The following is a 21835-nucleotide window of genomic DNA, read 5'->3' on the forward strand; positions in this document are numbered from 1 at the left end:
AGGTCCCATGGCCAAGCTGCTCTACGCCTTCAGCACCTCCCTCGACGGGTTCATCGCCGGCCCGGGCGGGGACATGTCCTGGCTGACGCCCCACCTCGGGCCCGACCCGGTCGTCGACGAGCTCATCCCCCGCATCGGCGCCCTGCTCGTCGGGCGCCGGACCTACGGCGGCGACGACCCCCACCGCGGCACCGAAGGCGAGGGCAAGGCGTTCGGCGGCGGCTGGGCAGGGCCGCAGTTCGTGCTCACCCACCGGCCCGCTGCCCCAGCGCCCGATGTCACCTTCGTCAGCGATCTGCGGGAAGCCGTCGGCAAGGCGAAGGAGGCCGCCGGGGACAAGTACGTCAACGTCCTCGGCGCCGACATCGCCCGCCAATGCCTCGAAGCGGGCCTGCTGGACGAGATCCTCGCCCTGCCCGTCCCGGTGCTCCTCGGCGACGGCGTCCGGATGTTCGACCGGCCCGGCGGTGAACCGGTCGAACTCGAACTGCTCCGGCCGCACTGGTACCGGGTCCGCTAGGGCCGCATCCCGAACGACGGCGGCCCGGCCAGCCTCGGCAGCACCGCGTAGGCGTCCCCGATCCAGTCGCACAGCCGGGCCCGGGTCTCGCGCGGGTCGATGACGTCCTCGACCGAGAAGCGCTCCGCCGTCCGGAACGGCGAGCGCACCGCGTCCAGGCGCGCGCGGATCTCCTCGATCCGCGCCGCCCGGTCGTCGGCCGCGTCCAGTTCCGCGCGGTAGGCCGCTTCGATGCCGCCTTCGACCGGCAGGGAGCCCCAGTCGCCCGAGGGCCAGGCCCAGCGGCGGACCAGGCGGTGGCGGTTGACCTGGCCCGCGCCGCCGACGCCGAACACGCGGCGGACGATCACCTCGGCCATCGGCACCCGCGCCTGGTAGACCGCGGTCACCGCGCGGGCGCCGTGGCGGATCGCGCCCGCGCGCTCGGCCGCCGCGCCGATCACCATGCCCGCCTGGTCGGTCAGCGACACCAGGGGCAGGTGGAACGTCTCGCAGAGGTCGGCCAGCCGGGTCAGGACGTCGGCGCCCTCGGGGGTCAGCGTCGCGCCGCGGTAGGGGTCGGTCGCCAGCACGCCGACCGGGTGCCCGTTCAGCCGCGCCAGTCCCGCGTACGCCGAGCCGCCCGACACGGCGTAGTCGAACACCGAGCCTTCGTCGAAGACGCCGTCCAGCAACGGACGCAAGCGGTAGGGCCGACGCCGGTTGCGCGGCACCAGCGAGAGCAGCCCCTCGTCGGCCCGGTCCACCGGGTCCGATGTGGACGTCACCGGCGGTATCGAGTCCACAGAGGACGGGAGGTACGACAGGAACTGTTTCGCCACCGAGAAAGCCTCGGCCTCGGAAGCCACGATCCGGTCGATCGCGCCGCTGCGCCGGTGGACCTCGGCGCCGCCGAGCTCTTCCTTGGTGAGGTCCTCCCCCGTCGCGTGCTTCACCACCGGCGGCCCGGCGACGAACAGCTGCCCGGCGCCTTCGACCAGGACGTTGAGGTGCGACATCACCGCCCGCGCGGCCCCGAGCCCGGCCACCGGGCCGAGGCAGAGCGCGACCACCGGGACCGTCGAGAGGTTGTCCACCACGAGGTCCCAGCCCGGGTTGACCGGGACGTAGGTGAACCCGTGCTGCTCCAGCATCTTGACGCTGCCGCCGCCCCCGGTGCCCTCGATCAGCCGCACCAGCGGCAGCCGCAGCTCGTTGGCCAGGCGCTCGGCGTAGACCTGCTTCTCCATGATGGCGGCGTCGGCGGCGCCGCCGCGGACGGTGAAGTCGTCGCCGCCGAGCGCCACCCGCCTGCCGTCGAGCCGGGCGGTGCCGATGACGAAGTTGGCCGGGGTGAACGACTCCAGCGAGCCGTCCACATAGGACGCCGTACCGGCCAGCGCGCCGATCTCGTCGAAGCTGCCGGGGTCGGCGAGCGCGGCGATCCGCTCGCGGACCGTCGAGCGCCCGGCGGCGTGCTGGCGGGCCACCTTCTCGGGCCCGCCCATGCGCTCGGCCAGCTCGCGCCGCCGGGCCAGCTCGTCGACCTCCGGCTGCCAGCTCATTCCGCCTCGAGCGCCGCTTCGACCTTGCGCTGCAGCTTGTTCATCCCGCCGAGCCAGCGGTCGGTCTGCGTCGCGCGCGCCGCGTAGTAGTCAGCGACCTCGGGGTGCGGCAGGACCAGGAACTGCTTCGACTCCATCGCCGCGAACAGCGCGTCCGCGACCTGCTCGGGTTCGATCGCCGACGCGCCCATCAGCAGCTGCCCCGCGGTGCCGGTGCTCTCCAGCATCGCCGTCCGGACGCCCTGCGGGCAGATCGCCTGCACGGTGATCCCGCGGTGCCGGTAGGTCGCCGACAGGTATTCGGCGAACGCGAGCGCGCCGTGCTTGGTCACCGAGTACGGCGCCGAGCCGAGGCTGGTCAGCAGCCCCGCGGCGGACACGGTCGCGATGAAGTGGCCCTCGCCGCGTTCGAGCCACGCCGGTAGCAGCTGGTTGGCCGCACGGACGTGGGACATGACGTTGACGTCCCAGGTCCGCGCCCAGACCTCCTCCGGGCTTTCCGCGCCGCCGAAGGGCGCGATCCCCGCGTTGGCGCAGAAGACGTCGATCTCACCCAGCGCCGCGCGGGCGCTCTCGATCAGCGCAGCCACGCCGTCGACGCTCGCGACGTCGCCGACGAACGCCGTCCCGCCGACCTCCTTCGCGACTTCGGCAGCCTTGTCCCCGTCGAGGTCCGCCACGACGACCTGGGCGCCGCCCGCGGCGAACCGGCGGGCCAGCGCGGCGCCGATGCCGCCGCCACCGCCGGTGACGACGACGCCGGTCACAGGCCACCCCCGAGGGTCACGCCGCCGTCGAGCACCACGGTCTGGCCGGTGATCCAGCCCGCGTCGTCGGACAGCAGGAACGCCACCGCGCCCGCGATGTCGGCCGGCACGCCGAGCCGCTTCATCGGGTACGCCGAGGCGACCTCCTCCTCGCGGCCCTCGTAGAGCGCGGTCGCGAACTTCGTCTTGACCACGGCCGGCGCGACGGCGTTCACGCGGATCTTCGGCCCGAGCTCGGCGCCGAGCTCGACGGTCAGCCGGATCAGCGCGGCCTTGCTGACGCCGTACAGGCCGATGCCGGGCGAAGCGCCGAGGCCGGCGACGGAAGCGACGTTGACGACGGCGCCGCCGTGCTCGCCCATCCACGCGTCGCGGGCGCGCTTGGTCCAGCCCAGCGGCGCGAGCACGTTGACGCCGAGGATCTTGGCCGCGGCCGCCGGGTCGATGTCCAGCGTGGGTCCGTAGACCGGGTTGATGCCGGTGTTGTTGACCAGGTAGTCGAGCCGGCCGAAGTTCTCGATCGTCTTGGCGACGGCCTCGTCCTGGTGGTCGGTGTCGTCGGCCTTCCCCGGCACGAACATGGCGACGTCCGGCCCGCCGAGGGAGTTCACGGCCTCTTCGAGGGCCTCCGGCTTGCGCGCGGTGATGCACACCTTGGCGCCGCGTTCGACGAGCGTCTTCGCGATCCCGAGGCCGATGCCCCGGCTGGCCCCGGTGACGATCGCGACGCGATCCTTGAACGAGTTCACGGCAGTGTGTCTCCTTCGTGTGGTGCCCGGCACATACCAAGCAGTCGGTCAGTGGCCCATTATGCGCGATGGGACCACCGCGCACACCCTGCCCGGAATGTGACCTTGCCCCGCTACCTTCCCCCGGAACACGTCATCGAGGGGGCCCGGGTGCGCAAGTCCGTCCTGACCGTCGCCGCTGCGGCACTGCTGCTGACCGCCTGCGACCCGGCACCGGCACCACCGCCGGCCCCGCCCGCGCTCGCGCCGCCGGCCACCGACGTCGCCGGCCTGGTGGGAACCGCACGGACCGGCATCGGCCACGCGCCGTCGGCGGCGTTCACGACGACCGCCGTCTTCGGGCCGGCCACCCAGAAGTACACCGGCTCGCTCCGGTTCGACGGCGGCGAGACGTCGTTGTCGATGGTGTTCGACAGCGGTGAGACGCGCGTGATCGGCAAGCGGACCTTCACGCGGACGCCGCAGGAAGCGATCCCCGGCAAGCCGTGGATCGGCACCGACGCGGGCAGCGCCGACCCGGTCGCGCAGGCACTGGGCGCCGGGGTCCCGCTGGCCGTCAAGCTCCCGGACCTCGGCCGCGCCCTGGCGGAAATCGAGCGCACCGGCCGGCTCGTCTCGGCCGGCCAGACCAAGCTCGGCGACGTCCCCGTCAACCACTACCGGCTCGAACTCGACCCGGCGAAGGCACCCGAGCTGTTCCCCGAGTTCGGGCCGCAGCCGGGTGCCGCCAAGGTGCCCGCCCAGCTGTGGCTCGACGCGGCGGCCCGGCCCGTCCGGTACGCCGTCGACTTCTCCGCCGGGCCCGCGGCGGCCAAGGGCACCACCGACTACCGCGACTGGGGCAAGCCGGTCGACATCCAGGCCCCGCCCGCCGACCAGGTCGTCGACGAGGTGGAACTGCTGAAGAAGCTGGGCCGGTGACGGGTCACCGCACCGCGAGCACCAGCTTGCCGGTGGTCGCCCCCGATTCGATGCGGCGGTGCGCCTCCGCGGCCCGCGCCAGCGGCAGGGCTTCGACGTCGACGCGCAGCTCACCCGCCGCGACGGCCGCGACCGCGCGGCGCAGGGCCGCGCCCACGGTCTCCGGGGCGATCGCCGCGAAGGCCGCGAGGTTGAAGCCGGACACGGTCTTGTTCGTGAACCACAGTTCGTTCGCCGGGATGCCGACGTCCTCGGCGCCCGAGGCGTTGCCCATCACGACCAGCCGCCCCATCGGCGCGAGCGCGGCGAGCCCGGCCCGCCGGGCGGCCCCGCCGACCATGTCGACCACGACGTCGAACTCGCCGCTGATCCGGTCGCGCAGCACGACTTCGTCGTAGCCGAACGCCTTCGCGGCGGCGATCTTGGCTTCGCTGCCGACCGCACCGACCACCCGGCCGGCCCCGAGCAGCCGGGCCACCTGCCCGAGCTGGCTCCCGACCCCGCCGGCGGCGGCGTGCACGAGGACGCGCTCGCCGGGCTGGAGCCGCGCCACGCGTTCCAGCACGAGGAACGCGGTGGTGCTGTTGGACGGCACGGCGGCCGCACGCTCGAACCCGCTGTCCGGCAGCGGCGCGACGAGCGCGGCGGCGGTGGTGACGACCTCGGCGTACCCGCCGCCGGCCACGATCGTCAGCGCGGCGACCGGCTGACCGGGGATCAGGCCCTCGACGCCTTCGCCCAGCGCGCGGATCCGGCCGGCCACCTCGATGCCGGGGACGAAGGGCAGCGGGACGTCCACGAGACCCCGCCGGTAGAGGACTTCGGCGAAGTTCGCGCCGGCGTGGGTGACGTCGATGGAGACTTCGCCGGGCCCGGGTTCGGGGACGGGGACGGCGGCGAGGCGCAGCACCCCGGCGTCGCCGAACTCCGGGATGGTGACCGCGTTCATGGTGTTCGTCATGCGTCGATCGTGCGACGCCGTCGGCGCGCGGGACAGGCCCGGCGCAACCTGGGTCCGGCAGGACCAGTCAGCGCGGGACCAGGGCCCGGACCGCCTCGATCAGCTCCGGGCCGTCGAGCAGGACCGGGTCGTTGTGGCCGGCGCCGGGGATCTCCACGAGCCGCGCCGACGCCGCTGCCGCCACCGCGCGGCTCTGCGACGGCGGCACGATCGAGTCGGCGCCGCCCAGCACCACGGCCGTCGGCACCCGCACCCGCGCGACCTGTTCCTCGACCGGGAAGCGGTCGCGCAGCAGCAGGCGCACCGGCAGGTACGGGTAGACCTCGGCGCCGACCGCCGCGAGGTCGGTGAACGGCGAGCGCAGGAGCAGCCCGGCCGGCGGGTACGCCGTGGCCAGCTCGGTCACGACGGCGCACCCGAGGCTCTCGCCGAAGTACAGGAGCCGCTCGGGCCGAACCTGCCGCTCTCCGACCAGGAACCGGTGGGCCGCGCGGACGTCGAGGGCCAGGCCGGCTTCGCTGGGATCGCCCGGATTGCCGCCGTAGCCGCGGTAATCGAGCAGGAGCACGGCCAGCCCCGCCTCCGCCAGCTTCGCCGCCAGCGGAGCGCGCCCGGCCCGGTTGCCGCCGTTGCCGCCGGCGACCAGCACCGTGGCCGACGGCTCGCGGTCGCGGGGCCGGACGTACCAGGCACCCAGCTCCAGGCCGTCGGCCGTGCGGAGGCGGACGTCTTCGCCGCCAGGCAGCACGCTCGCGGCGGCCGGCACCGGGCCGGCATCGGGCAGGTAGATCAGCCGGCGCTGGAACACCCAGACGAGCCCCAGCACCAGCACCACGACCAGCGCGACCCCCAGCAGCACCCGCACGACCACGCGCCACCTCCCTGCGGCCCGGCCGAAAACGCGTCGACGACGCGACCCGCGCCTGACACAGTGCTGTTCCATGGTCACCCCGTTGACGGTCGACGACCTGCGGCTGATGCAAGGCCTCGCGCAGCGGGTCACCGCCGTCCGCCCCGAGCTGGTGAACGGCGACGCATCCTACGGCGAGCTGGCGTGGAACTGGGGCAAGGACCACGCCGCCGCCGGGGCGAGCTGGCGCCGGGAGCTGTGGTTCGCCGGCGGTGACCTGGTGGCGTGGGCGTGGGCCCGTCTCCCCCACCGGGTGCGGCGGAGCGACGGCACGGTCAAGGACGTCGCCGGCGCGTCCCTCGCGCACCAGGTCCACCCGGACCACGCCCCGCTGATCGACGAGGTGATCGCCTGGTACGAAGCCACGGCGGGCGACGTCGAGCGCGCGGTGCTGGCGGGCGCCGCCGACGAGTTCGCCCTGGCGCGCTGGGCGGCGCACGGCTACGAGACCGACCCGGACGCGCTCGGCGACACCGGCTCCTGGACCCAGCTCAACGAACGCGACCTCGCCGACGTCGCCGCACCGGTCCTGCCCGCCGGGTTCCGGTTCCGCACCGCGGGCGAGGCCGGGCCCGAGGCCGCGGTGCAGTCCCATGTGGACGCTTGGGCACCCACGACGTACACGGCCGAGAGCTACGAAGGCGTCCGGCAGGCCCCGGCGTACCGCGACGACCTGCACGTCCTCGTCGAAGCACCGGACGGGACGATGGCGTGCTCGGCGATCCTGTGGCTCGACGACGCCAACGAGACGGTCGAGTTCGAGCCGGTCGGGACGCACCCGGGCTTCCGGCGCCGCGGCCTGGCCCGGGCGCTGCTGCTGCACGGCATGCGCCTGGCCCGCGCGGCCGGTGCGCGACACGCGACGGTCGCCTGCCTGGGCGCACCGGGTCATCCCCGAGCGCGCGAGCTGTACTACTCCGTCGGCTTCCGCGAGCTGTCCCGGGACGCGCCGCTCCTCAAGGCATGGCGGCTACCTCGGCCGGGTGGAGTTCGTAGAGCGCGTACGCCTTCCGGATCACCGGCTGCGCCACGTTCCGCACCCGCACGCCGCCCGGCGTGACGCCCTGCTCGCAGCCGAAGTGCGCATGGCCGTGCAGCGCGAGGTCGGCGCCCACCTCGTCGATCGGCTCGCACAGCAGGTACGAGCCGAGGAACGGGTGGATCTCGGGCGGCTCGCCGTGCAGCGTGCCGGGGATCGGCGCGTAGTGGGTCAGCGCGACGACGACGTCGGTGCCGAGGCTCCGCAACGCACCGCGCAACGATTCGGCCGACGCCATCGTGTGCTCGACGAAGTCCTTCATCTCCCGCTCGCCGAAGCGGCTGGCGCACTTGCCGGCGAACCCGCCGCCGAACCCCTTGACCCCCGCGACGCCGAGCGAGCCGTCGGGCAGGTCGAACCGGGCCGCGTCGCCTTCGAGGACCGTGACGCCCGCGTCCCGCAGCACGCCGGCGATCGCGTCCGCGGCGTCGCTGTGGTGGTCGTGGTTGCCGAGCACGGCGGCGACCGGCACGGCCAGCCCGGCGACCTCTTCGGCCACCACGCGGGCTTCCTCGAGCGTCCCGTGCCGGGTGAGGTCCCCGGCCAGCAGGAGGACGTCGGCGGTGCCGTCCAGGTGCTCCAGCGCCGGCCGGAGCAGGCCGCGGGAGTCCTCGCCCAGGTGCACGTCCCCGACCGCGGCGATCCTCATCGGCCGATCTCCTCCGCGCTCGCCGGTTCGCGGACGTCGGCGACCCGGACGTCGTTGTGCACCAGCTCCCCGGTCAGGTACTCGCCCACGACGGCGTCCAGCTCCGCCTTCCGCGCGGGGCAGGTCACTTCGCCGGTCAGGTGGACGTGCTCGCCCCGCACGGTCACGTGCACGCCGAGCTCGGCGGTGCGGGGGTCTTCGGCGAGGGCCCGGCTCAGCCGGGCGACGAGGTACTGCGGTGCTTCGGGCACGAGAGCCTCCTTCGGATCGATCACGGCCAAGTCGCCGAGCAGCGCAAGGAAGGCGCGGGCGTACGGCGACGCCGACACCTGCACGGCGACCTCCGTCCACTCGACCTGCTCGCGCAGGTCCCGGGCGATCTGCAGCAGCGGCGCGAAGTCGCAGCGGTGCGCTTCGAGCACGAGCAGCTTGTCGACGAGCAGGTCGGTACCGGACACGACGGGCGCGGCGGTCGACCCGACGCGCATGAACGCCGCGCGGTCCAGCAGCTCGTCGGTCACCGGCCGGTGGTTGGGCCGGTGGATCAGGTCGACGAGGATCTCGCCGTCGTAGACCTTGGTCAGCCAGTCCTCGGGCGGGTGCACGCGGCGCAGCCCGGCGGTGGTGAGCACCTCGGCCGCGCGGTCCGCATCGCCGGGCTTGAGGAACAGGTCGACGTCGTGGTCCGACGGCGGCCCACCGCGGGCGTACACCGCCAGCCCACCCGCCACGGCGAACCGGATCCCGGTGCCGTTCAGCGCGGTCACCACCCGGGTCAGGCTCTGCAGCAGCGCCTCCGCTTCCATGCACGGAGGACTACCCGGCCGCTCCCCCGTTCATGCCCGCTCGCGCAGCCACGCGCGGGCACCGGTCAGCGTCGGGTGCAGGGCGAGGGTGGTGTCCAGCCGCGTGAGCCGCAGCGCGCGCAGCACCGCCCGCCGGTCGGTGACCAGCGCGAACGGCACGCCGGCCGCCTCGGTCGCCGCGACCAGCTCGGCGACGACCTGCAGGCCGGCCGAACCGCAGAACCCGACTCCGCCGAGGTCGAGGACGAGCGCCGCCGGCCTGCTTTCGAGCGCGGCTTCGGCCCGGGCTCGCAGCACCGGCGCACTGCCGAGGTCGAGGTCACCTTCCGCGGCGACGACGACGGCTTCGGGCACGGCGCGCACGTGCACCGTCAGCACGGGCAGGCTGCTCTCCGGCACCGGGGTCTCCTTCCCGTCGAGCGGCCGAGCCTAGAGCGCTTGCATCGATTTGTCAGCGGTTTGCCTCGGCGTTTTCAGCCCGGCGATCTGGCGCAGATCGGCGAAGTGGACCTGGTCCTCGACGTCCTCGGCGGCGAGGTCCTCGACCGCTCGGCCGCGCTGGTCCGGGCAGTGCCGGCGGAATTCGCCCGACGCACCCGAGGGAAGACCGTGCTCCGGGTGACTGAAGGCGATTGACGAGCACGCCGCTGCCCGCACCCGTGATCACTCGGGTGCGGGCAGCGGCAACCTGGGTCAGCGAGCCTTGTGCTGACCCCGCCCCGCCGGCTCCCGGCCGTTCTTCGCGCTGTCCCCCGGCGCCGCGACCGGCTTTTCGGCCGACGCCGGAGCCGGCTTCGGCGCCACCGGCTTGTCGGCCGGCACCGCCGCGGGCTTGTCCCCGGCCAGCGTGGCCGCCGTGTCGGCAACCGGCTCCGTGGCGGGGTTTTCCTGCTCCGCCAACGGGTTCGGCCGCCGGACCTGGACGACGGCCACGATCGCCGCCGCCACCGCGCCGAGCGCCACCAGCCACGGCCAGCGTGCCCGCTTGGTGCGCTCGCCCCGGGCCACGCCCTTCGCTTCCTGCAGCGCCGCGGCCAAATCGCGCTTCGCCGCCGACACCGCCTTGCGCCGGCGGCGGCCCGACTCGTTCGCCGAGCCCACCACCGCCGCGACCGCGAGCGCGGCCTTGCGGCCCGGATCGCGCAGCTTCGCCGCACGGGCCAGCATTTCGTCACGGGCGGCCGTGGAGTTGGACAGCACGTCGCGCCGTGAAGCCCGCGTGCTCTTGTCCAGGTCCTTGGTCGCCGCGCGGCCGACCTTGGTCAGCTCTTCCTTGCTCTCGGCCAGTTTCCGGTCGGTGATCTCCACCGCCCGCGCGGCCGCGGCCGCACCCACCCGCGCGGCCTCCGCGGCGAGATCCCGAACGCCGGCCGCCGCCGTTTTCACCGATCGCCCGACCGGGGCGTCGCCCTGGCTCATGTGATCACCTCTCACTCGTCGCAACAGGCCCAGCCTGCTCAGCCTCACACCTGTGGGCTACCCAGTGCCGGGGCGTCCGGAACCTCGACCACCCATCAGCGTCACGGCCGCCGAATGTTCACATATCTGGACAACGTTCACATATGTTGACGAATGTCCGGAGGGTGACCTATAAAGGACCGGTCCGGGTGTCACGCCGCAACACCTCCGCCTTCCAGCAGTCTCCGGAGGATTCGGGTGACCGGTCCCTTGCTTCGCGCTGTCCTCACCGGCGCGGCCGCGTGCCTGACCGCGGCCGCACTCGTCCACGCCGTCCCGTCCCGCGCGGCTGCCGCGCCGGGGCCGGGCGCGCGCACCGATCTCGACCTCGGGTCCGCCAACCGGCGGGCGCCGGTCGCCGGGCTCTACGACTGGAGCAAGGCCGGGTACCGGGGCGGCGCCGCCCTGCCCGGCGACGCCGACATCAACCCCGATGCGGCCTGCCGGATCACCCCGGCAGAGCTCGCGAGCCAGTTCAAGGTCAAACCCGGCGACAACGCCGACGACACCGCCGGGATCCAGGCCGCCATCGACTCGATCAAGACGGCCTGCTCCCCCACGGCGAACTACACGAAGCTCAGCCTGATCACCTTCCCCGCCGGGCAGTTCGACGTCACGCGCGAGCTGCACGTCGACGCCGACTACCTGATCCTGCGCGGCGCCGGCCAGGACGCGACGAAGTTCGCCTACCGCCCCGACGCGAACACCCGCTACGACACTCTGACGCCCGACGGCTCCGACTGGGACGAAGACGGCATGACGTCGGGGGCGGGCAAGGGCGGCTGGCTGTGGCCGGGACGCGGGCTGTTCCGCGTGCAGTCCCGCGGCGTCGATCCCGCCTACAGCAGCGACTACGCGGCCGCGCCCGCCAACCGCAAGGACATCTTCGAAGGCACCGTCAACGTGCACTGGAAGTCCGGGGTGAAGCTGCGCGCCAAGCCCGGCGGCACCGGGTTCGCCGCGCGCACCGGCGACCGCGTCGTGTACCTCGCCTCCAGCGGCTCGCTCGCGAAGCTGGCCGTCGGCGGCTACGTCAACGTCCGCGCGGCCAACACCACGAAGTTCTACCAGCAGCAGCACGCCACCGGCACCGGGTTCCCGCTGCTGAACATGCACATGCGCCAGCAGATCTTCCAGGTCAGCGCGCTCGACCCGGTGAACCGGACGATCACGCTCGACAAGCCACTCGAGTACGACGTCCCGGTGACGTCCACTTCGGACGGTTCGGCGCCGATCGACGGCACGACCTACGACTCGAAGGTCGCGCCGCTGGTGGATCCCGTGCTCGGCGTCGGGTTCGAGGACTTCGGCTTCACCCAGCCGATGCCCGGCCTGGACCCGGCGGCCGCCGACGACAACTACGGCAACATGGCCCCGGACGCGGAAATGCACGGCATCGTGTTCAAGTGGGCGGTCAACGCCTGGGTGCGGGGCGTGCGCGCGGACCTGACCGGCTCGCACCCGATCGTCACCGAAGAGGCCAAGAACCTCTCCATCGTGAACAACGAGCTGAACGGCGCCTGGAACAAGGGCAAGGGCGGCAACGGCTACTTCCGCGGCTCCCGCGTCTGGGACTCGGTCTACGCCGGCAACACCTCGACCCGGTTGCGGCACTTCACCTTCCAGTGGTCGGCGGCCGGCAACGTCGTCATCGGCAACTCCTTCGACTCCGACCTCAACCTCCACGGCGGCTGGGAGCGCAACAACCTGTTCGAGCTCAACACCGTCCGCGTGTCCTACGCCCACCGCTCCGGCAGCTGCACCGCCAACTGCGGCGAGGAAGGCGGCGGTGGCCCCGACGCGTCGACGTGGTTCCCGATCTGGTGGGGCGCCGGCCAGAAGGCGGTCAAGTGGTCCGGATCTTCCGGCTACCGCAACGTCTTCTTCGGCAACGAGATGACCAAGCAAGTCACCGCCGGCGCCCCCTACACCGCCTACTACCCGGACCGCCACCGCGTCTACCAGTTCGGCTGGGACGGTTCGGCGTTCCACCACCTCGACGTCGCCGGCACGCCGATCACCGACTGGGCGGCGAACGAGCAACGCGACTACACCGGCGGCCACGGCGTCGACGCGACCAAGACCGACGCGGCGGAGTCGTTGTTCCTCAAGTCGGCCGGCTCGCACTGAGGCGGGCGGCGGCCGCGCCGGCGGCCGCCGCTCACCCGCCGTACAGCGCGAGCCGCTGGAAGGCCGCGAGCGCGGCGTCGATCGGGTGCGGCTGCGGGCGGCCCGAGGCGTCGAGGGTGTTCCACCGCTGCAGGTTCACCGCGAGCGCCAGCTGCCGGCCGCCGTCGGCGCGGGTCATGGCGAGCGCGCCGCCACCCCAGACCGTGCCGCCGTGCCCCCAGAAGGCCTGCTGCCCCGGCGTTTCCGTCGGGTGCAGGCCGAGTCCGTACGGGATCACCTTGCCCTCCTGGGAAATCACCGGCACCGTGCGCTGCATCTCCGCCAGCGAAGCCCGGCTGACGATCTCGCCGGCCAGCAGCCGCGCGTAGAAGCGGTTGAGGTCCGAGACCGTCGAGATCAGCGACGCCGACGGCCCGACCCACGACATGTCGTAGACGCTGTAGTCGCGCGGCGGGTCGATCATGCCGAACCAGCACTCGTAGAGCCGCGAGTGCGGACCGTCGACCTCCGTGCCGCACGGGAGTTCGGTGTCCCGGAGCCCGGCGCGCTCGATGACGTCCCGCGTGATCACCTTCTCCGCCGCGATGCCGGTCACGCGTTCCAGAAGCTCGCACAGCAGCAGGTAGTTGGTGTTCGAGTACAGCCCGGGAGTGCTGCCCGGCGCGCTGGCGGGCGGCGCGGCGACACCCAGCTTGATCAGCTCGACGGGGTCGAACCGCGTGAACCGGTGGTCGTCGATGCTCTGCGGCGAGGTGTTCGCCAGGTCGGGGAACGCGCGCAGCGACGGGTAGGCGTAGGGCAGGTATTCGGCGAGCCCGCTGGTGTGGTTCACCAGCATCCGGACGGTGATCGCGTCCCCGGGCACGAGGTCCGGCAGGTACTCGCGCACCGGGCGGTCGAGGTCGAGGCGGCCGCTTTCGACCTGGAGCAGCACGGCGGCGGCGGTGAAGGTCTTGGTGATGCTGCCGACGCGGTGGCGCATGCCGGCGGTGACCGGCCGCCCGGTCTCGACGTCGGCGACCCCGGCGGCGCCGCGCCAGACGTGGCCGCCGTCGCGGACTTCGGCGAACAAGCCGGGCACGCCGGCGCGGTGGACGTCTTCGAGAGCCGCGTCGAGTGCGGCGGAGTTCTGCACGGTTCCTCCCAGGGTCGATGTGTCCTCATTATGCACGCGGTGCGTGCAACAGCAAGTGCATAGGTTATGCTGACGACGTCGAAAGGGGCGAAATGGCGGGCCGCAGGCGTTGGACGACCGAAGAAATCCTGGACACGGCGGCGGAGCTGCTGCGCACGAGCGACGCGGAGTCGTTCAGCGTGCGCAAGCTCGCCGCGGCGCTCGGGACCGACTCCTCGAGCCTCTACCGGCACTTCCGCACCAAGACGGAACTGCTGCGCGCGCTCGCCGACCGCATCCTGGTGTCCGCCGTGGACGGCTACCGGCCCGAAGGCGATTGGAAGCAGCGCCTCACCGCGCTGGCCCGGCGCCTGCGGGAGGCGTTCGGCACGCAACCGCAGATCGCGGCGATCTGGGGCCGCTACGCCTCGGGCGGCCACGGTTCCCGGCTCGTCATGGAGCAGGTCCTGGAGGCGTTGCGCGAGGCGGGCCTGCCCGACGAAGAGATCCCGGCGCGCTACCACCGGCTCGGGATCCTCATCGCCGCGCTGATCTCGGCCGAGGCCGGCGTCACCACGATCACGCCCGAGGAGCGCGAGCAGGGCCTGGAGCTGTTCCGCGTCGCGGTGCTGGGCGCCGACCCCGAACGCTTCCCCGCGCTGGCCCACTTCGCCCGCGACGTCCGCCCCCTCGGCGCCGACCGCGGCGCCGCGTTCGAAGAGCTCATCGCGGCCCAGCTCGCCGACATCGAGGCCGCGATCCCCTGATCACCGCACCCGCGTGGCCGTATACACGCGGTGCGGTGGTTGGCTAACCTCCGCCGGTGAGGTTCCTCAGTGCCGTGCTCACCGTGCTGTCGGCCGTCGGCTTCGTGGTCGTCCTTTCCCCGCCCGCGCCCGCTTCGACGGCGACGTGGACCGGACCACTGAGCACCCGCGGGCGCTACCTCGTCGACGCCAACGGCGACCGGTTCAAGCTGAAAGCCGCCAACTGGCACGGCGCGAGCGGGACGTGGACCGGGTCTGGCGACGCGAACGACCCCGCCAACCACCACGCGGGCGAAATCGCCTACCAGACCCCGCTCGGGCTCGACCGCGCGTCGATCGACACCGTCATCGACGGGCTGGCGCGGCTGGGCCTCAACAGCGTGCGGCTGCCGTTCTCCAACGCGATGATCCACGCGACCGCCGCGGTCCCCGACCTGCCCGCCAACCCCGATCTCCACGGCCTGACCCCGCTGCAGGTGTACGACCGCGTCGTCGAGCGGCTCACCGCGCGCGGGTTCGCCGTCATCCTCAACAACCACACCACGACGTCGCGCTGGTGCTGCGGGCTCGACGGCAACGAGCGCTGGAACACCGCGCAGAGCGAGCAGCAGTGGCAGGACGACTGGCTGTTCATGGCCCGCCGCTACGCCGCGAACAAGCGCGTCGTCGGCGCGGACCTGTACAACGAGGTCCGCCGCAACGTCTTCGACGACCCGAACTGGGGCTGGGGCAACGGCACCGACTGGCAGCGGGCGAGCCAGCAGGTCGCCGACCGGATCCTCACCGAAGCCAACCGCGACCTGCTGATCATCGTCGAGGGCATCAACTGGACCGGCCTGCCCATCGACGGCTTCGCGCACGGCCGTCCCACGCTGGAGCCCGCGCGCACCCTGTCGCACACGCTCGTCGACTCGGGGAAGCTCGTCTATTCGGCGCACTTCTACGGCTACACCGGTCCGAACCACTCGGGCGCCACCGGCGTCGGCGAGACGCACGACCCGCGCTACCGCGACCTCACACCCCAGCAGCTGCGCGACACCCTGTACCGGCAGGCGTTCTTCGTCGAGGCGGAGACCGGCAAGCACTACACCGCGCCGCTGTGGATCAGCGAGTTCGGCGAGGGCCGCGGCACCACCGACGCCGCTTCCCGCGCCTGGTTCGAGAACTTCGTGGACTACCTCGCCGAAACCGACACCGACTTCGCCTACTGGCCGGCGGTCGGCTTCCACACGAACGGCTCCGGCGACGGCTGGTCCCTGCTGGCCTGGGACGCGGCGGGCCGGCGCATCGACGTCCTCGACGGCACCGACTGGCGCGGCCCGGCCTGGCAGCGGCTGGTGAACGCGCCGTCGCGCACCGGGCAGATCGCGCCCGCCGAGCACTGGTCGATGCTCAACCTCGACTACGCCGACTTCCAGGCCTCCCGCGCGATGCGGGCGAAGCCGGACTGGGACCCGGGCGCGCGCAAGGGCGCCTGCCCGGACGGCCAGCGCCTGACCGGCCTCGCGCACACCGGCAACCGCGGCCTCTGCACCGGCACGCTACCCACACCGACGGCGTACACCGTGGTCCGCGATGAGTCCTATGTGGACACCGAATGGGCGTCCGGCTACACCAAGGCCCAGTGCCCGGCCGACCACGCGGTCGTCGGCTACAGCGTCAAGGGCGCGGCGGTCTCCGCGGTCCTGTGCGGCCGTTCCCCCACCCCGCTCGGCCGCACGGGCCGGACAGTCTGGTTCGACCGCGGCGACAACCGGCCGCCGGGCGACCTGGGTGGTGACTTCGCTTCGGGCCACTACAAGGGGCAGTGCAACCCCGGCGAGTACGTCGCCGGGGTGGCGTACACCGGCCGGATCGGGTCGAGCCGGACGCCGGACGCGCTGCTCTGCCGCTCCTAGACCACCGTGAAGCTCGACGACAACGTCGCCGCGGAGCTGTTGCCCACGTACACCTCGATCTTCCCCGGCTCGACCCGGAACTGCGCCGCGTTGTCGTAGAACCCGACGTCCTCCGGCGTGAGCGTGAACGACACCGTCGTCGACGCACCCGCGGCCAGGGTCACCCGCTGGAAGCCGCGCAGCCGGCGCACCGGCTGGACGATGCTCGCGACCGGGTCGCGCAGGTACAGCTGCACGACCTCGTCGCCCGCGCGGGAACCGGTGTTGGCGACCCGGACGCTCACCTCGATCCGCCCGCCGCGGGCCGGCATCCGCGTTTCCGAGAGCCGGAGGGTGTCGATGCGGAACGTCGTGTACGACAGGCCGTGGCCGAACTCGTAGAGCGGGCCGGACTCCAGGTCGAGGTACTTCGACGTGTACTTGTTGGCGGGGTCGGCCGGGCGCCCGGTGTTCTCGTGGTTGTAGTAGATCGGGATCTGCCCGACCGCGCGCGGGAAGCTCACCGGCAGCTTGCCGCCCGGGTTGACCACGCCGAACAGGACGTCGGCGATCGCGTGACCGCCCTGCACGCCCGGCGCCCACGCCTCGAGCACGGCGGGCGCGTTGTCGTGCAGGTACGGGATGGTCAGCGGCCGCCCGTTCACGAGCACCACCACGAACGGCTTGCCCGTCTCCTTGATCGCCGCCACCAGCTGCTGCTGCACGCCCGGCAGGTCGATGGTGCTGCGCGCGGCCGCTTCGCCGCTCATCGCGGCGGTTTCGCCGACCACCACGACCGTCACGTCGGCCGCGCGCGCCGCCTGCTGTGCCGCGGCGAACCCGCTCGTGTCGGTGCCCTCGACGGTGCAGCCGGCGGTGTAGGTCACCGCGGCGCCCGGTGCCGCCGCCTTGATGCCGTCGACCACCGTCACCGGCGGGGTCGTCGAGGCGCCGGTGCCCAGGCCCGCCCAGGTGCCGTTGAGGTCGTAGGTCGCCGCGCCGAGCGGGCCGACGACGGCGACCGAGCCGACCGACTTCGCCAGCGGCAGCACCGCCCCGTCGTTCTTCAGCAGCACCATGCACCGCCCGGCGGCCTGCCGCGACGCGGCCAGCGCGGCCGGCGAAGGCGCCTTGACCTCGCCGGACTCGTCGACGTAGGGACGTTCGAACAGGCCGAGCCGGAACTTCACCAGCAGGATCCGGCGGACGGCGTCGTCGATCTGGTCGCGGGTGATCCGCCGCTGGTCCAGCAGCCGCTGCGCGAACTCGGCGTAGTTCGTGCTGACCATCTCCATGTCGACACCGGCGGGCAGCGCGGCCGCCGCGGCGTCGGCGCCGTCGCCGGCCAGGCCGTGCAGGATCAGCTCCTGGATGCCGGTGTAGTCGCTGACGACGAACCCGCTGAAGCCGTAGCGGCCCTTGAGGACGTCGTGCAGGACGTAGCCGTTGCCGTGCGCGGGCACACCGCTGATGGTGTTGAAGCTGGCCATCACCGTCGCGACGCCCGCTTCGACGCTGGCCTTGAACGGCGGCAGGTAGAGGTTGTGCAGCCGCTGCAGCGAGACGTCGACGGTGTTGTAGTCGCGCCCGCCCTCGGCCCCGCCGTAGGCGACGAAGTGCTTGGCGCAGGCGGCGACCCGGTCCGCCTTGCCGTAGTCGTCACCCTGGTAGCCGCGGACCTTCGCGACGGCCAGTTTCGCCGCCAGGTAGGGATCTTCGCCGGACCCTTCGGCGATCCGCCCCCACCGCGGCTCGTGGGTGACGTCCATCATCGGCGCGTACGTCCAGTGGATCCCGCTGCTTCGCGCTTCCTTCGCCGAGACCGTCGCGTCCGTGGCCGCCACCGCGGGGTCGAAGCTCGCGCCCTGGGCCAGCGGGATCGGGAAGTTGGTGGTGTAGCCGTGGATCACGTCGAGGCCGAAGATCAGCGGGATCTTCAGCCGCGTCCCCTCGACGGCGAGGCGCTGCAGGGCGTTGAGCTTCGCCGCGCCGACGACGGAGAAGACGCCGCCGAGCCGCCCGTCCGCGAGCGCCGCGCGGGCGGTGTTCTCGTCGCCGACGAGCTGGAGCTGGCCGATCTTCTCGGCCAGGGTCATCTTGTCGAGCAGCGCTTCGACGCGTTCGTCGCGTGGCGGCCGCCCGCCACTTTCGGCGGCGGTGGCGGAGGGGGCGAGCAGCCCCATCGAGGCGACGCCGCCAGCGAGCCCGGCGAGCACGCTGCGCCGGTTCACCCCGTCCGCGGCCGAAGTTCCGTGAGTTACCTGCTGCGACATGGCGGGGACCCTTTCGCGAGGCGAGCGCGAACAGCGTATGCCGCCGCGCCGCCCGCCGCAGTGCTCGCCGGAAGCGGGTCAGCGCCCCGGGTTCCCGGCGGTCAGCCGGGCCGTGAACCCGGTGTCGTCGCGGTGCAGCGTGACCTCGCCGCAGATCTGGTGCGTGATCCACAGCCCGCGCCCGCCGACTTCGCGGTCGGCAGGCAGCAGACCGGCGAACGGGTCGCCGGGGCCATCGCCGGTGTCGTGCACGGTCACCACCATGCAGCCGGGGCCGGCCCAGATCCGCAGGGTGACCGGTGGGCGGCCGTGGCGCAGCGCGTTGTCGGCGATCTCGCTGACCGCGAGGACGAGGTCGTCGATCTCGGCGGCGGGCAGCCCGGTCCGGTTCGCGGCCAGCACCGCCTGCCGGGCCTCGCGTGGCTGCGGATCGGTGAGCACGACCAGCGGCTCGGCGCGCTGGATCGGGTGCGGCGCCGTCGGCCGCGGGACGGCCAGGAAGGCCAGCGGGTCGACGTAACCGTCGTTGGGCCGGTACTCGCCGCCGGGCACGGCGACGAACGGGTGGGTGCGGGCGACGTCGTCGAGCACGTGGCGCGGCGTCGTCCGGGTGTCGTACGCGCACACGCTGCGCAGCGGGAACTGGCCGTAGGCGTGGTTGACCGCGGCCTCGTAGCGCGCCCACCAGTCCCACGACGTGTCGATCGCGGCACGCGGGATCTCGCCGAAGACGCGGATGCCCGTCGCCCCGGCGTCGACGAACCCGGCCAGCAGCTCGCGGTAGGACCGGATCGCGACGGCGGGCCGCGCGTAGAGGTCGTCGGTCGGCAGGAAGTGCGTGCCCGAGCCCGGCGGGAGCGCCTCGCGCAGCAGCTCGGCTCGCTCCGGCGCCAGCGAGACGGCGGTCGGTTCGCCCGCGGCGATCCCGGCGGTCAGGAACGGGACACCGACGGCGAGCAGTTCCTCGTCGGAGGCGTACTGGACAGCCGCGTGGTCGTAGCCCTTGGCGGCGGTTCCGGCCGCCGGAGAGGACAAGGGGGTCGGCAGCTGCACCATGCGAGCGTACGCCGGGGCGCCGTCCGCGCGAGAGAGGCAGGTCACCGGTTCGAGGCGGGCGGACGGGGTATCCCGTCCCGAATTCACTCGCGCACTGTGGAGGCCCTGTGCAGCCTTGGCCCGGCTCCCCCTACCCGCTCGGAGCCGACTACGACGGCGTCGGCACCAACTTCGCCCTCTTCTCCGAGGTCGCCGAACGCGTCGACCTCTGCCTGTTCGACCCCGACGGCACCGAGACCCGGATCCGGCTGCCGGAGGTCGACGGCTTCGTCCACCACGGCTACCTGACCGGCGTCGGCCCCGGCCAGGAGTACGGCTACCGGGTCCACGGGCCGCACGACCCCGGCCGCGGCCTCCGGTGCAACCCCGCCAAGCTGCTGCTCGACCCGTACGCCAAGGCCGTCACCGGCCGCGTCGACTGGGACGAGTCCGTGTTCGGCTACCGCTTCGACCGGCCCGAGGAGCGCAACGACGACGACTCCGCGGCGCACACCGTCCGCGCGGTCGTCGTCAACCCGTACTTCGACTGGGCCACCGACCGGCCGCCGAAGGTGCCGTACAACGAGACGGTGGTCTACGAAGCCCACGTCCGCGGGCTGACCAAGCTGCACCCGGACCTCCCGGACGAGCTGCGGGGGACCTACTCCGGGCTGGCGCACCCGGTGGTGATCGACCACCTCAAGACGCTCGGCGTCACGGCCGTCGAGCTGATGCCGGTCCACCACTTCCTGCACGACCACGCGCTGACCGAGCGCGGCCTGGCCAACTACTGGGGCTACAACACCATCGCGTACTTCGCGCCGCACAACGAGTACGCCGCGACGCCCGGCAGCGAGGTGCACGAGTTCAAGGCGATGGTGCGGGCGCTGCACGAGGCCGGCATCGAGGTCATCCTCGACGTCGTCTACAACCACACCGCCGAGGGCAACCACCTCGGGCCGACGCTGTCCCTGCGCGGCATCGACAACCAGGCCTACTACCGGCTGGTCGAGAACGACCCGCGGTACTACATGGACTACACCGGCACCGGCAACTCGCTCAACGTGCGCCAGCCGCACACGCTGCAGCTCATCATGGACTCGCTGCGGTACTGGGTCACCGAGATGCACGTCGACGGCTTCCGCTTCGACCTCGCCGCCACGCTCGCGCGCGAGTTCTACGACGTCGACCGGCTGGCCACGTTCTTCGACCTGGTGCAGCAGGACCCGATCGTCAGCCAGGTGAAGCTGATCGCCGAGCCCTGGGACGTCGGCCCGGGCGGCTACCAGGTCGGCAACTTCCCGCCGCTGTGGACCGAGTGGAACGGCGCCTACCGCGACACCGTCCGCGACTTCTGGCGCGGCGAACCCGCGACGCTGGGGGAGTTCGCGTCCCGCATCACCGGCTCGTCCGACCTCTACCAGAGCGACGGCCGCCGCCCGTTCGCGTCGATCAACTTCGTCACCGCGCACGACGGCTTCACCCTCGACGACCTGGTGTCCTACAACGAAAAGCACAACGAGGCCAACGGCGAGGACGGCCGCGACGGCGCCGACGACAACCGGTCGTGGAACTGCGGCGCGGAAGGCCCGACCGACGACGAGAAGGTCCTCGGCCTGCGCGCCCGCCAGCGCCGCAACCTGATCGCCACGATGCTGCTGTCCCAGGGCGTGCCGATGCTGCTGCACGGCGACGAGCTCGGCCGCACCCAGCAGGGCAACAACAACGCCTACTGCCAGGACAACGAGCTGTCGTGGGTCGACTGGTCGCTGCTGGAGCGCAACCGCGAGCTGGTCGAGTTCACCTCGGCGGTGATCGGCCTCCGCCGCGAGCACCCGGTGTTCCGCCGTCGCCGGTTCTTCGCCGGCCGGCCGATCCGCCGCGGCGACGAGCTGCGCGACATCGCGTGGTTCACCCCCGACGGCGCCGAGATGACCGACCAGGACTGGGAAGCCGGCTTCGGGCGCAGCATCATGGTCTTCCTCAACGGCACCGCGATCCCCGACCGCGACGCGCGCGGCGAGCGGGTGGTGGACGACTCGTTCCTGCTCTGCTTCAACGCCCACGAGGACGACATCACGATGACCGTCCCGGACGGCGAGTACGGCGAAGAGTGGGCGGTCGTGCTCGACTCCACCACGGGCGAGGTGTTCCACCGGTCGGTGGGCGGTGTCCTGGTCGGCGACCGGCTGACGACGCCCCGCACGGTGCGCGGCGGCGGCACGCTCGTGGTCGGCGCCCGCTCCCTCGCCGTCCTGCTCCGGACGGAGGTGTAACCGCGCTCACGCGCGGGTATGCGCGCGGAGACCGCTGTT

20 protein-coding genes are annotated in these 21835 nt (G+C 72.8%); 8 read left to right on the forward strand and 12 right to left on the reverse strand.

What is annotated here, in order from left to right; all coding sequences use genetic code 11:
- Positions 1 to 7: 7 nt before the first annotated feature.
- Positions 8 to 520, forward strand: a complete 513-nt coding sequence (locus EIY87_RS23975) for a dihydrofolate reductase family protein (RefSeq protein ID WP_125311982.1) — start codon at positions 8 to 10, stop codon at positions 518 to 520.
- On the opposite strand, the gene EIY87_RS23980 is transcribed toward EIY87_RS23975, so the two are convergent.
- The 3 genes from EIY87_RS23980 to EIY87_RS23990 are packed head-to-tail and all read right to left on the reverse strand — an operon-like array spanning position 517 to position 3580.
- Positions 517 to 2064 (reverse strand): acyl-CoA carboxylase subunit beta, encoded by a 1548-nt coding sequence (locus EIY87_RS23980; RefSeq protein WP_125311985.1) that lies wholly within the window; start codon positions 2062 to 2064, stop codon positions 517 to 519. The genes EIY87_RS23975 and EIY87_RS23980 overlap by 4 nt on opposite strands.
- Entirely contained in the window at positions 2061 to 2831 is a 771-nt protein-coding gene (locus EIY87_RS23985) for an SDR family oxidoreductase (RefSeq protein ID WP_125311987.1), read from the reverse strand. The genes EIY87_RS23980 and EIY87_RS23985 overlap by 4 nt, the downstream gene beginning before the upstream one ends.
- Entirely contained in the window at positions 2828 to 3580 is a 753-nt protein-coding gene (locus tag EIY87_RS23990) for an SDR family oxidoreductase (protein ID WP_125311989.1), read from the reverse strand. Before EIY87_RS23990 ends, EIY87_RS23985 begins: the two co-directional genes overlap by 4 nt.
- A gap of 150 nt (positions 3581 to 3730) precedes the next feature.
- Between EIY87_RS23990 and EIY87_RS23995 the strand changes: the two genes are divergently transcribed.
- Entirely contained in the window at positions 3731 to 4501 is a 771-nt protein-coding gene (locus EIY87_RS23995) for a hypothetical protein (protein ID WP_225440009.1), read from the forward strand.
- Between the two features lie 4 nt (positions 4502 to 4505).
- Here the strand turns inward: EIY87_RS23995 and EIY87_RS24000 are convergent, their stop codons facing one another.
- Together EIY87_RS24000 and EIY87_RS24005 are read right to left on the reverse strand one after the other, a co-directional pair.
- Positions 4506 to 5462, reverse strand: coding sequence for a quinone oxidoreductase family protein (locus tag EIY87_RS24000; protein ID WP_125311992.1), 957 nt, complete (start codon positions 5460 to 5462; stop codon positions 4506 to 4508).
- Positions 5463 to 5529: 67 nt separating this feature from the next.
- On the reverse strand, positions 5530 to 6333 hold the full coding sequence (locus tag EIY87_RS24005) for an alpha/beta hydrolase (protein ID WP_225440010.1): 804 nt from the start codon (positions 6331 to 6333) through the stop codon (positions 5530 to 5532).
- A 70-nt stretch (positions 6334 to 6403) separates the two neighbouring features.
- Between EIY87_RS24005 and EIY87_RS24010 the strand changes: the two genes are divergently transcribed.
- Entirely contained in the window at positions 6404 to 7432 is a 1029-nt protein-coding gene (locus EIY87_RS24010) for a GNAT family N-acetyltransferase (RefSeq protein WP_125311997.1), read from the forward strand.
- On the opposite strand, the gene EIY87_RS24015 is transcribed toward EIY87_RS24010, so the two are convergent.
- The 3 genes from EIY87_RS24015 to EIY87_RS24025 are packed head-to-tail and all read right to left on the reverse strand — an operon-like array spanning position 7329 to position 9265.
- Positions 7329 to 8060, reverse strand: a complete 732-nt coding sequence (locus EIY87_RS24015; RefSeq protein ID WP_125312000.1) for a metallophosphoesterase family protein — start codon at positions 8058 to 8060, stop codon at positions 7329 to 7331. The two genes, EIY87_RS24010 and EIY87_RS24015, sit on opposite strands and share 104 nt — an antisense overlap.
- Positions 8057 to 8866, reverse strand: a complete 810-nt coding sequence (locus tag EIY87_RS24020; RefSeq protein ID WP_125312002.1) for a nucleotidyltransferase — start codon at positions 8864 to 8866, stop codon at positions 8057 to 8059. Before EIY87_RS24020 ends, EIY87_RS24015 begins: the two co-directional genes overlap by 4 nt.
- Positions 8867 to 8896: 30 nt before the next feature.
- Complete coding sequence (locus EIY87_RS24025) at positions 8897 to 9265, reverse strand: STAS domain-containing protein (protein ID WP_125312005.1); 369 nt, start codon at positions 9263 to 9265, stop codon at positions 8897 to 8899.
- 39 nt (positions 9266 to 9304) lie between these two features.
- On the opposite strand from EIY87_RS24025, the gene EIY87_RS24030 reads away from it, so the two are divergent.
- A complete protein-coding gene (locus EIY87_RS24030) occupies positions 9305 to 9502 on the forward strand; it encodes a hypothetical protein (protein WP_125312008.1) in 198 nt (65 codons plus the stop codon).
- Between the two features lie 57 nt (positions 9503 to 9559).
- Here the strand turns inward: EIY87_RS24030 and EIY87_RS24035 are convergent, their stop codons facing one another.
- Positions 9560 to 10285, reverse strand: a complete 726-nt coding sequence (locus tag EIY87_RS24035) for a hypothetical protein (RefSeq protein WP_125312010.1) — start codon at positions 10283 to 10285, stop codon at positions 9560 to 9562.
- Between the two features lie 237 nt (positions 10286 to 10522).
- Here EIY87_RS24035 and EIY87_RS24040 point away from each other — a divergent pair, with 237 nt between their 5' ends.
- Entirely contained in the window at positions 10523 to 12454 is a 1932-nt protein-coding gene (locus EIY87_RS24040) for a hypothetical protein (protein WP_225440011.1), read from the forward strand.
- Between the two features lie 31 nt (positions 12455 to 12485).
- Here the strand turns inward: EIY87_RS24040 and EIY87_RS24045 are convergent, their stop codons facing one another.
- A complete protein-coding gene (locus tag EIY87_RS24045) occupies positions 12486 to 13589 on the reverse strand; it encodes a serine hydrolase domain-containing protein (RefSeq protein ID WP_191984245.1) in 1104 nt (367 codons plus the stop codon).
- A gap of 92 nt (positions 13590 to 13681) precedes the next feature.
- On the opposite strand from EIY87_RS24045, the gene EIY87_RS24050 reads away from it, so the two are divergent.
- Both EIY87_RS24050 and EIY87_RS24055 read left to right on the forward strand, forming a co-directional pair.
- Positions 13682 to 14335: a TetR/AcrR family transcriptional regulator gene (locus EIY87_RS24050; RefSeq protein WP_125312014.1), complete on the forward strand. Its 654-nt coding sequence runs from the start codon at positions 13682 to 13684 to the stop codon at positions 14333 to 14335.
- A gap of 56 nt (positions 14336 to 14391) precedes the next feature.
- A complete protein-coding gene (locus EIY87_RS24055) occupies positions 14392 to 16233 on the forward strand; it encodes a glycoside hydrolase family 5 protein (RefSeq protein ID WP_125312017.1) in 1842 nt (613 codons plus the stop codon).
- Here the strand turns inward: EIY87_RS24055 and EIY87_RS24060 are convergent.
- Positions 16230 to 18485 (reverse strand): glycoside hydrolase family 3 N-terminal domain-containing protein, encoded by a 2256-nt coding sequence (locus tag EIY87_RS24060; RefSeq protein WP_191984246.1) that lies wholly within the window; start codon positions 18483 to 18485, stop codon positions 16230 to 16232. The genes EIY87_RS24055 and EIY87_RS24060 overlap by 4 nt on opposite strands.
- A gap of 78 nt (positions 18486 to 18563) precedes the next feature.
- Positions 18564 to 19538 carry a sensor histidine kinase gene (locus EIY87_RS24065; RefSeq protein WP_225440012.1) on the reverse strand — a complete coding sequence of 325 codons (975 nt, stop codon included), beginning with the start codon at positions 19536 to 19538 and terminating at the stop codon, positions 18564 to 18566.
- Positions 19539 to 19648: 110 nt separating this feature from the next.
- On the opposite strand from EIY87_RS24065, the gene glgX reads away from it, so the two are divergent.
- Complete coding sequence (gene glgX, locus EIY87_RS24070; RefSeq protein WP_125312021.1) at positions 19649 to 21796, forward strand: glycogen debranching protein GlgX; 2148 nt, start codon at positions 19649 to 19651, stop codon at positions 21794 to 21796.
- The last annotated feature ends 39 nt before the right edge of the window (positions 21797 to 21835 follow it).

Source organism: Amycolatopsis eburnea, from assembly GCF_003937945.1.
In the GTDB taxonomy this organism is placed as follows: domain Bacteria; phylum Actinomycetota; class Actinomycetes; order Mycobacteriales; family Pseudonocardiaceae; genus Amycolatopsis; species Amycolatopsis eburnea.

Coding starts and splice junctions, on each gene's coding strand:
- EIY87_RS23975 (WP_125311982.1), top strand. CDS start 8: ATGGCCAAGCTGCTCTACGCCTTCAGCACCTCCCTCGACGGGTTCATC.
- EIY87_RS23980 (WP_125311985.1), bottom strand. CDS start 2,064: ATGAGCTGGCAGCCGGAGGTCGACGAGCTGGCCCGGCGGCGCGAGCTG.
- EIY87_RS24000 (WP_125311992.1), bottom strand. CDS start 5,462: ATGACGAACACCATGAACGCGGTCACCATCCCGGAGTTCGGCGACGCC.
- EIY87_RS24020 (WP_125312002.1), bottom strand. CDS start 8,866: ATGGAAGCGGAGGCGCTGCTGCAGAGCCTGACCCGGGTGGTGACCGCG.
- EIY87_RS24010 (WP_125311997.1), top strand. CDS start 6,404: ATGGTCACCCCGTTGACGGTCGACGACCTGCGGCTGATGCAAGGCCTC.
- EIY87_RS24035 (WP_125312010.1), bottom strand. CDS start 10,285: ATGAGCCAGGGCGACGCCCCGGTCGGGCGATCGGTGAAAACGGCGGCG.
- EIY87_RS24050 (WP_125312014.1), top strand. CDS start 13,682: ATGGCGGGCCGCAGGCGTTGGACGACCGAAGAAATCCTGGACACGGCG.
- EIY87_RS24015 (WP_125312000.1), bottom strand. CDS start 8,060: ATGAGGATCGCCGCGGTCGGGGACGTGCACCTGGGCGAGGACTCCCGC.
- EIY87_RS24060 (WP_191984246.1), bottom strand. CDS start 18,485: ATGTCGCAGCAGGTAACTCACGGAACTTCGGCCGCGGACGGGGTGAAC.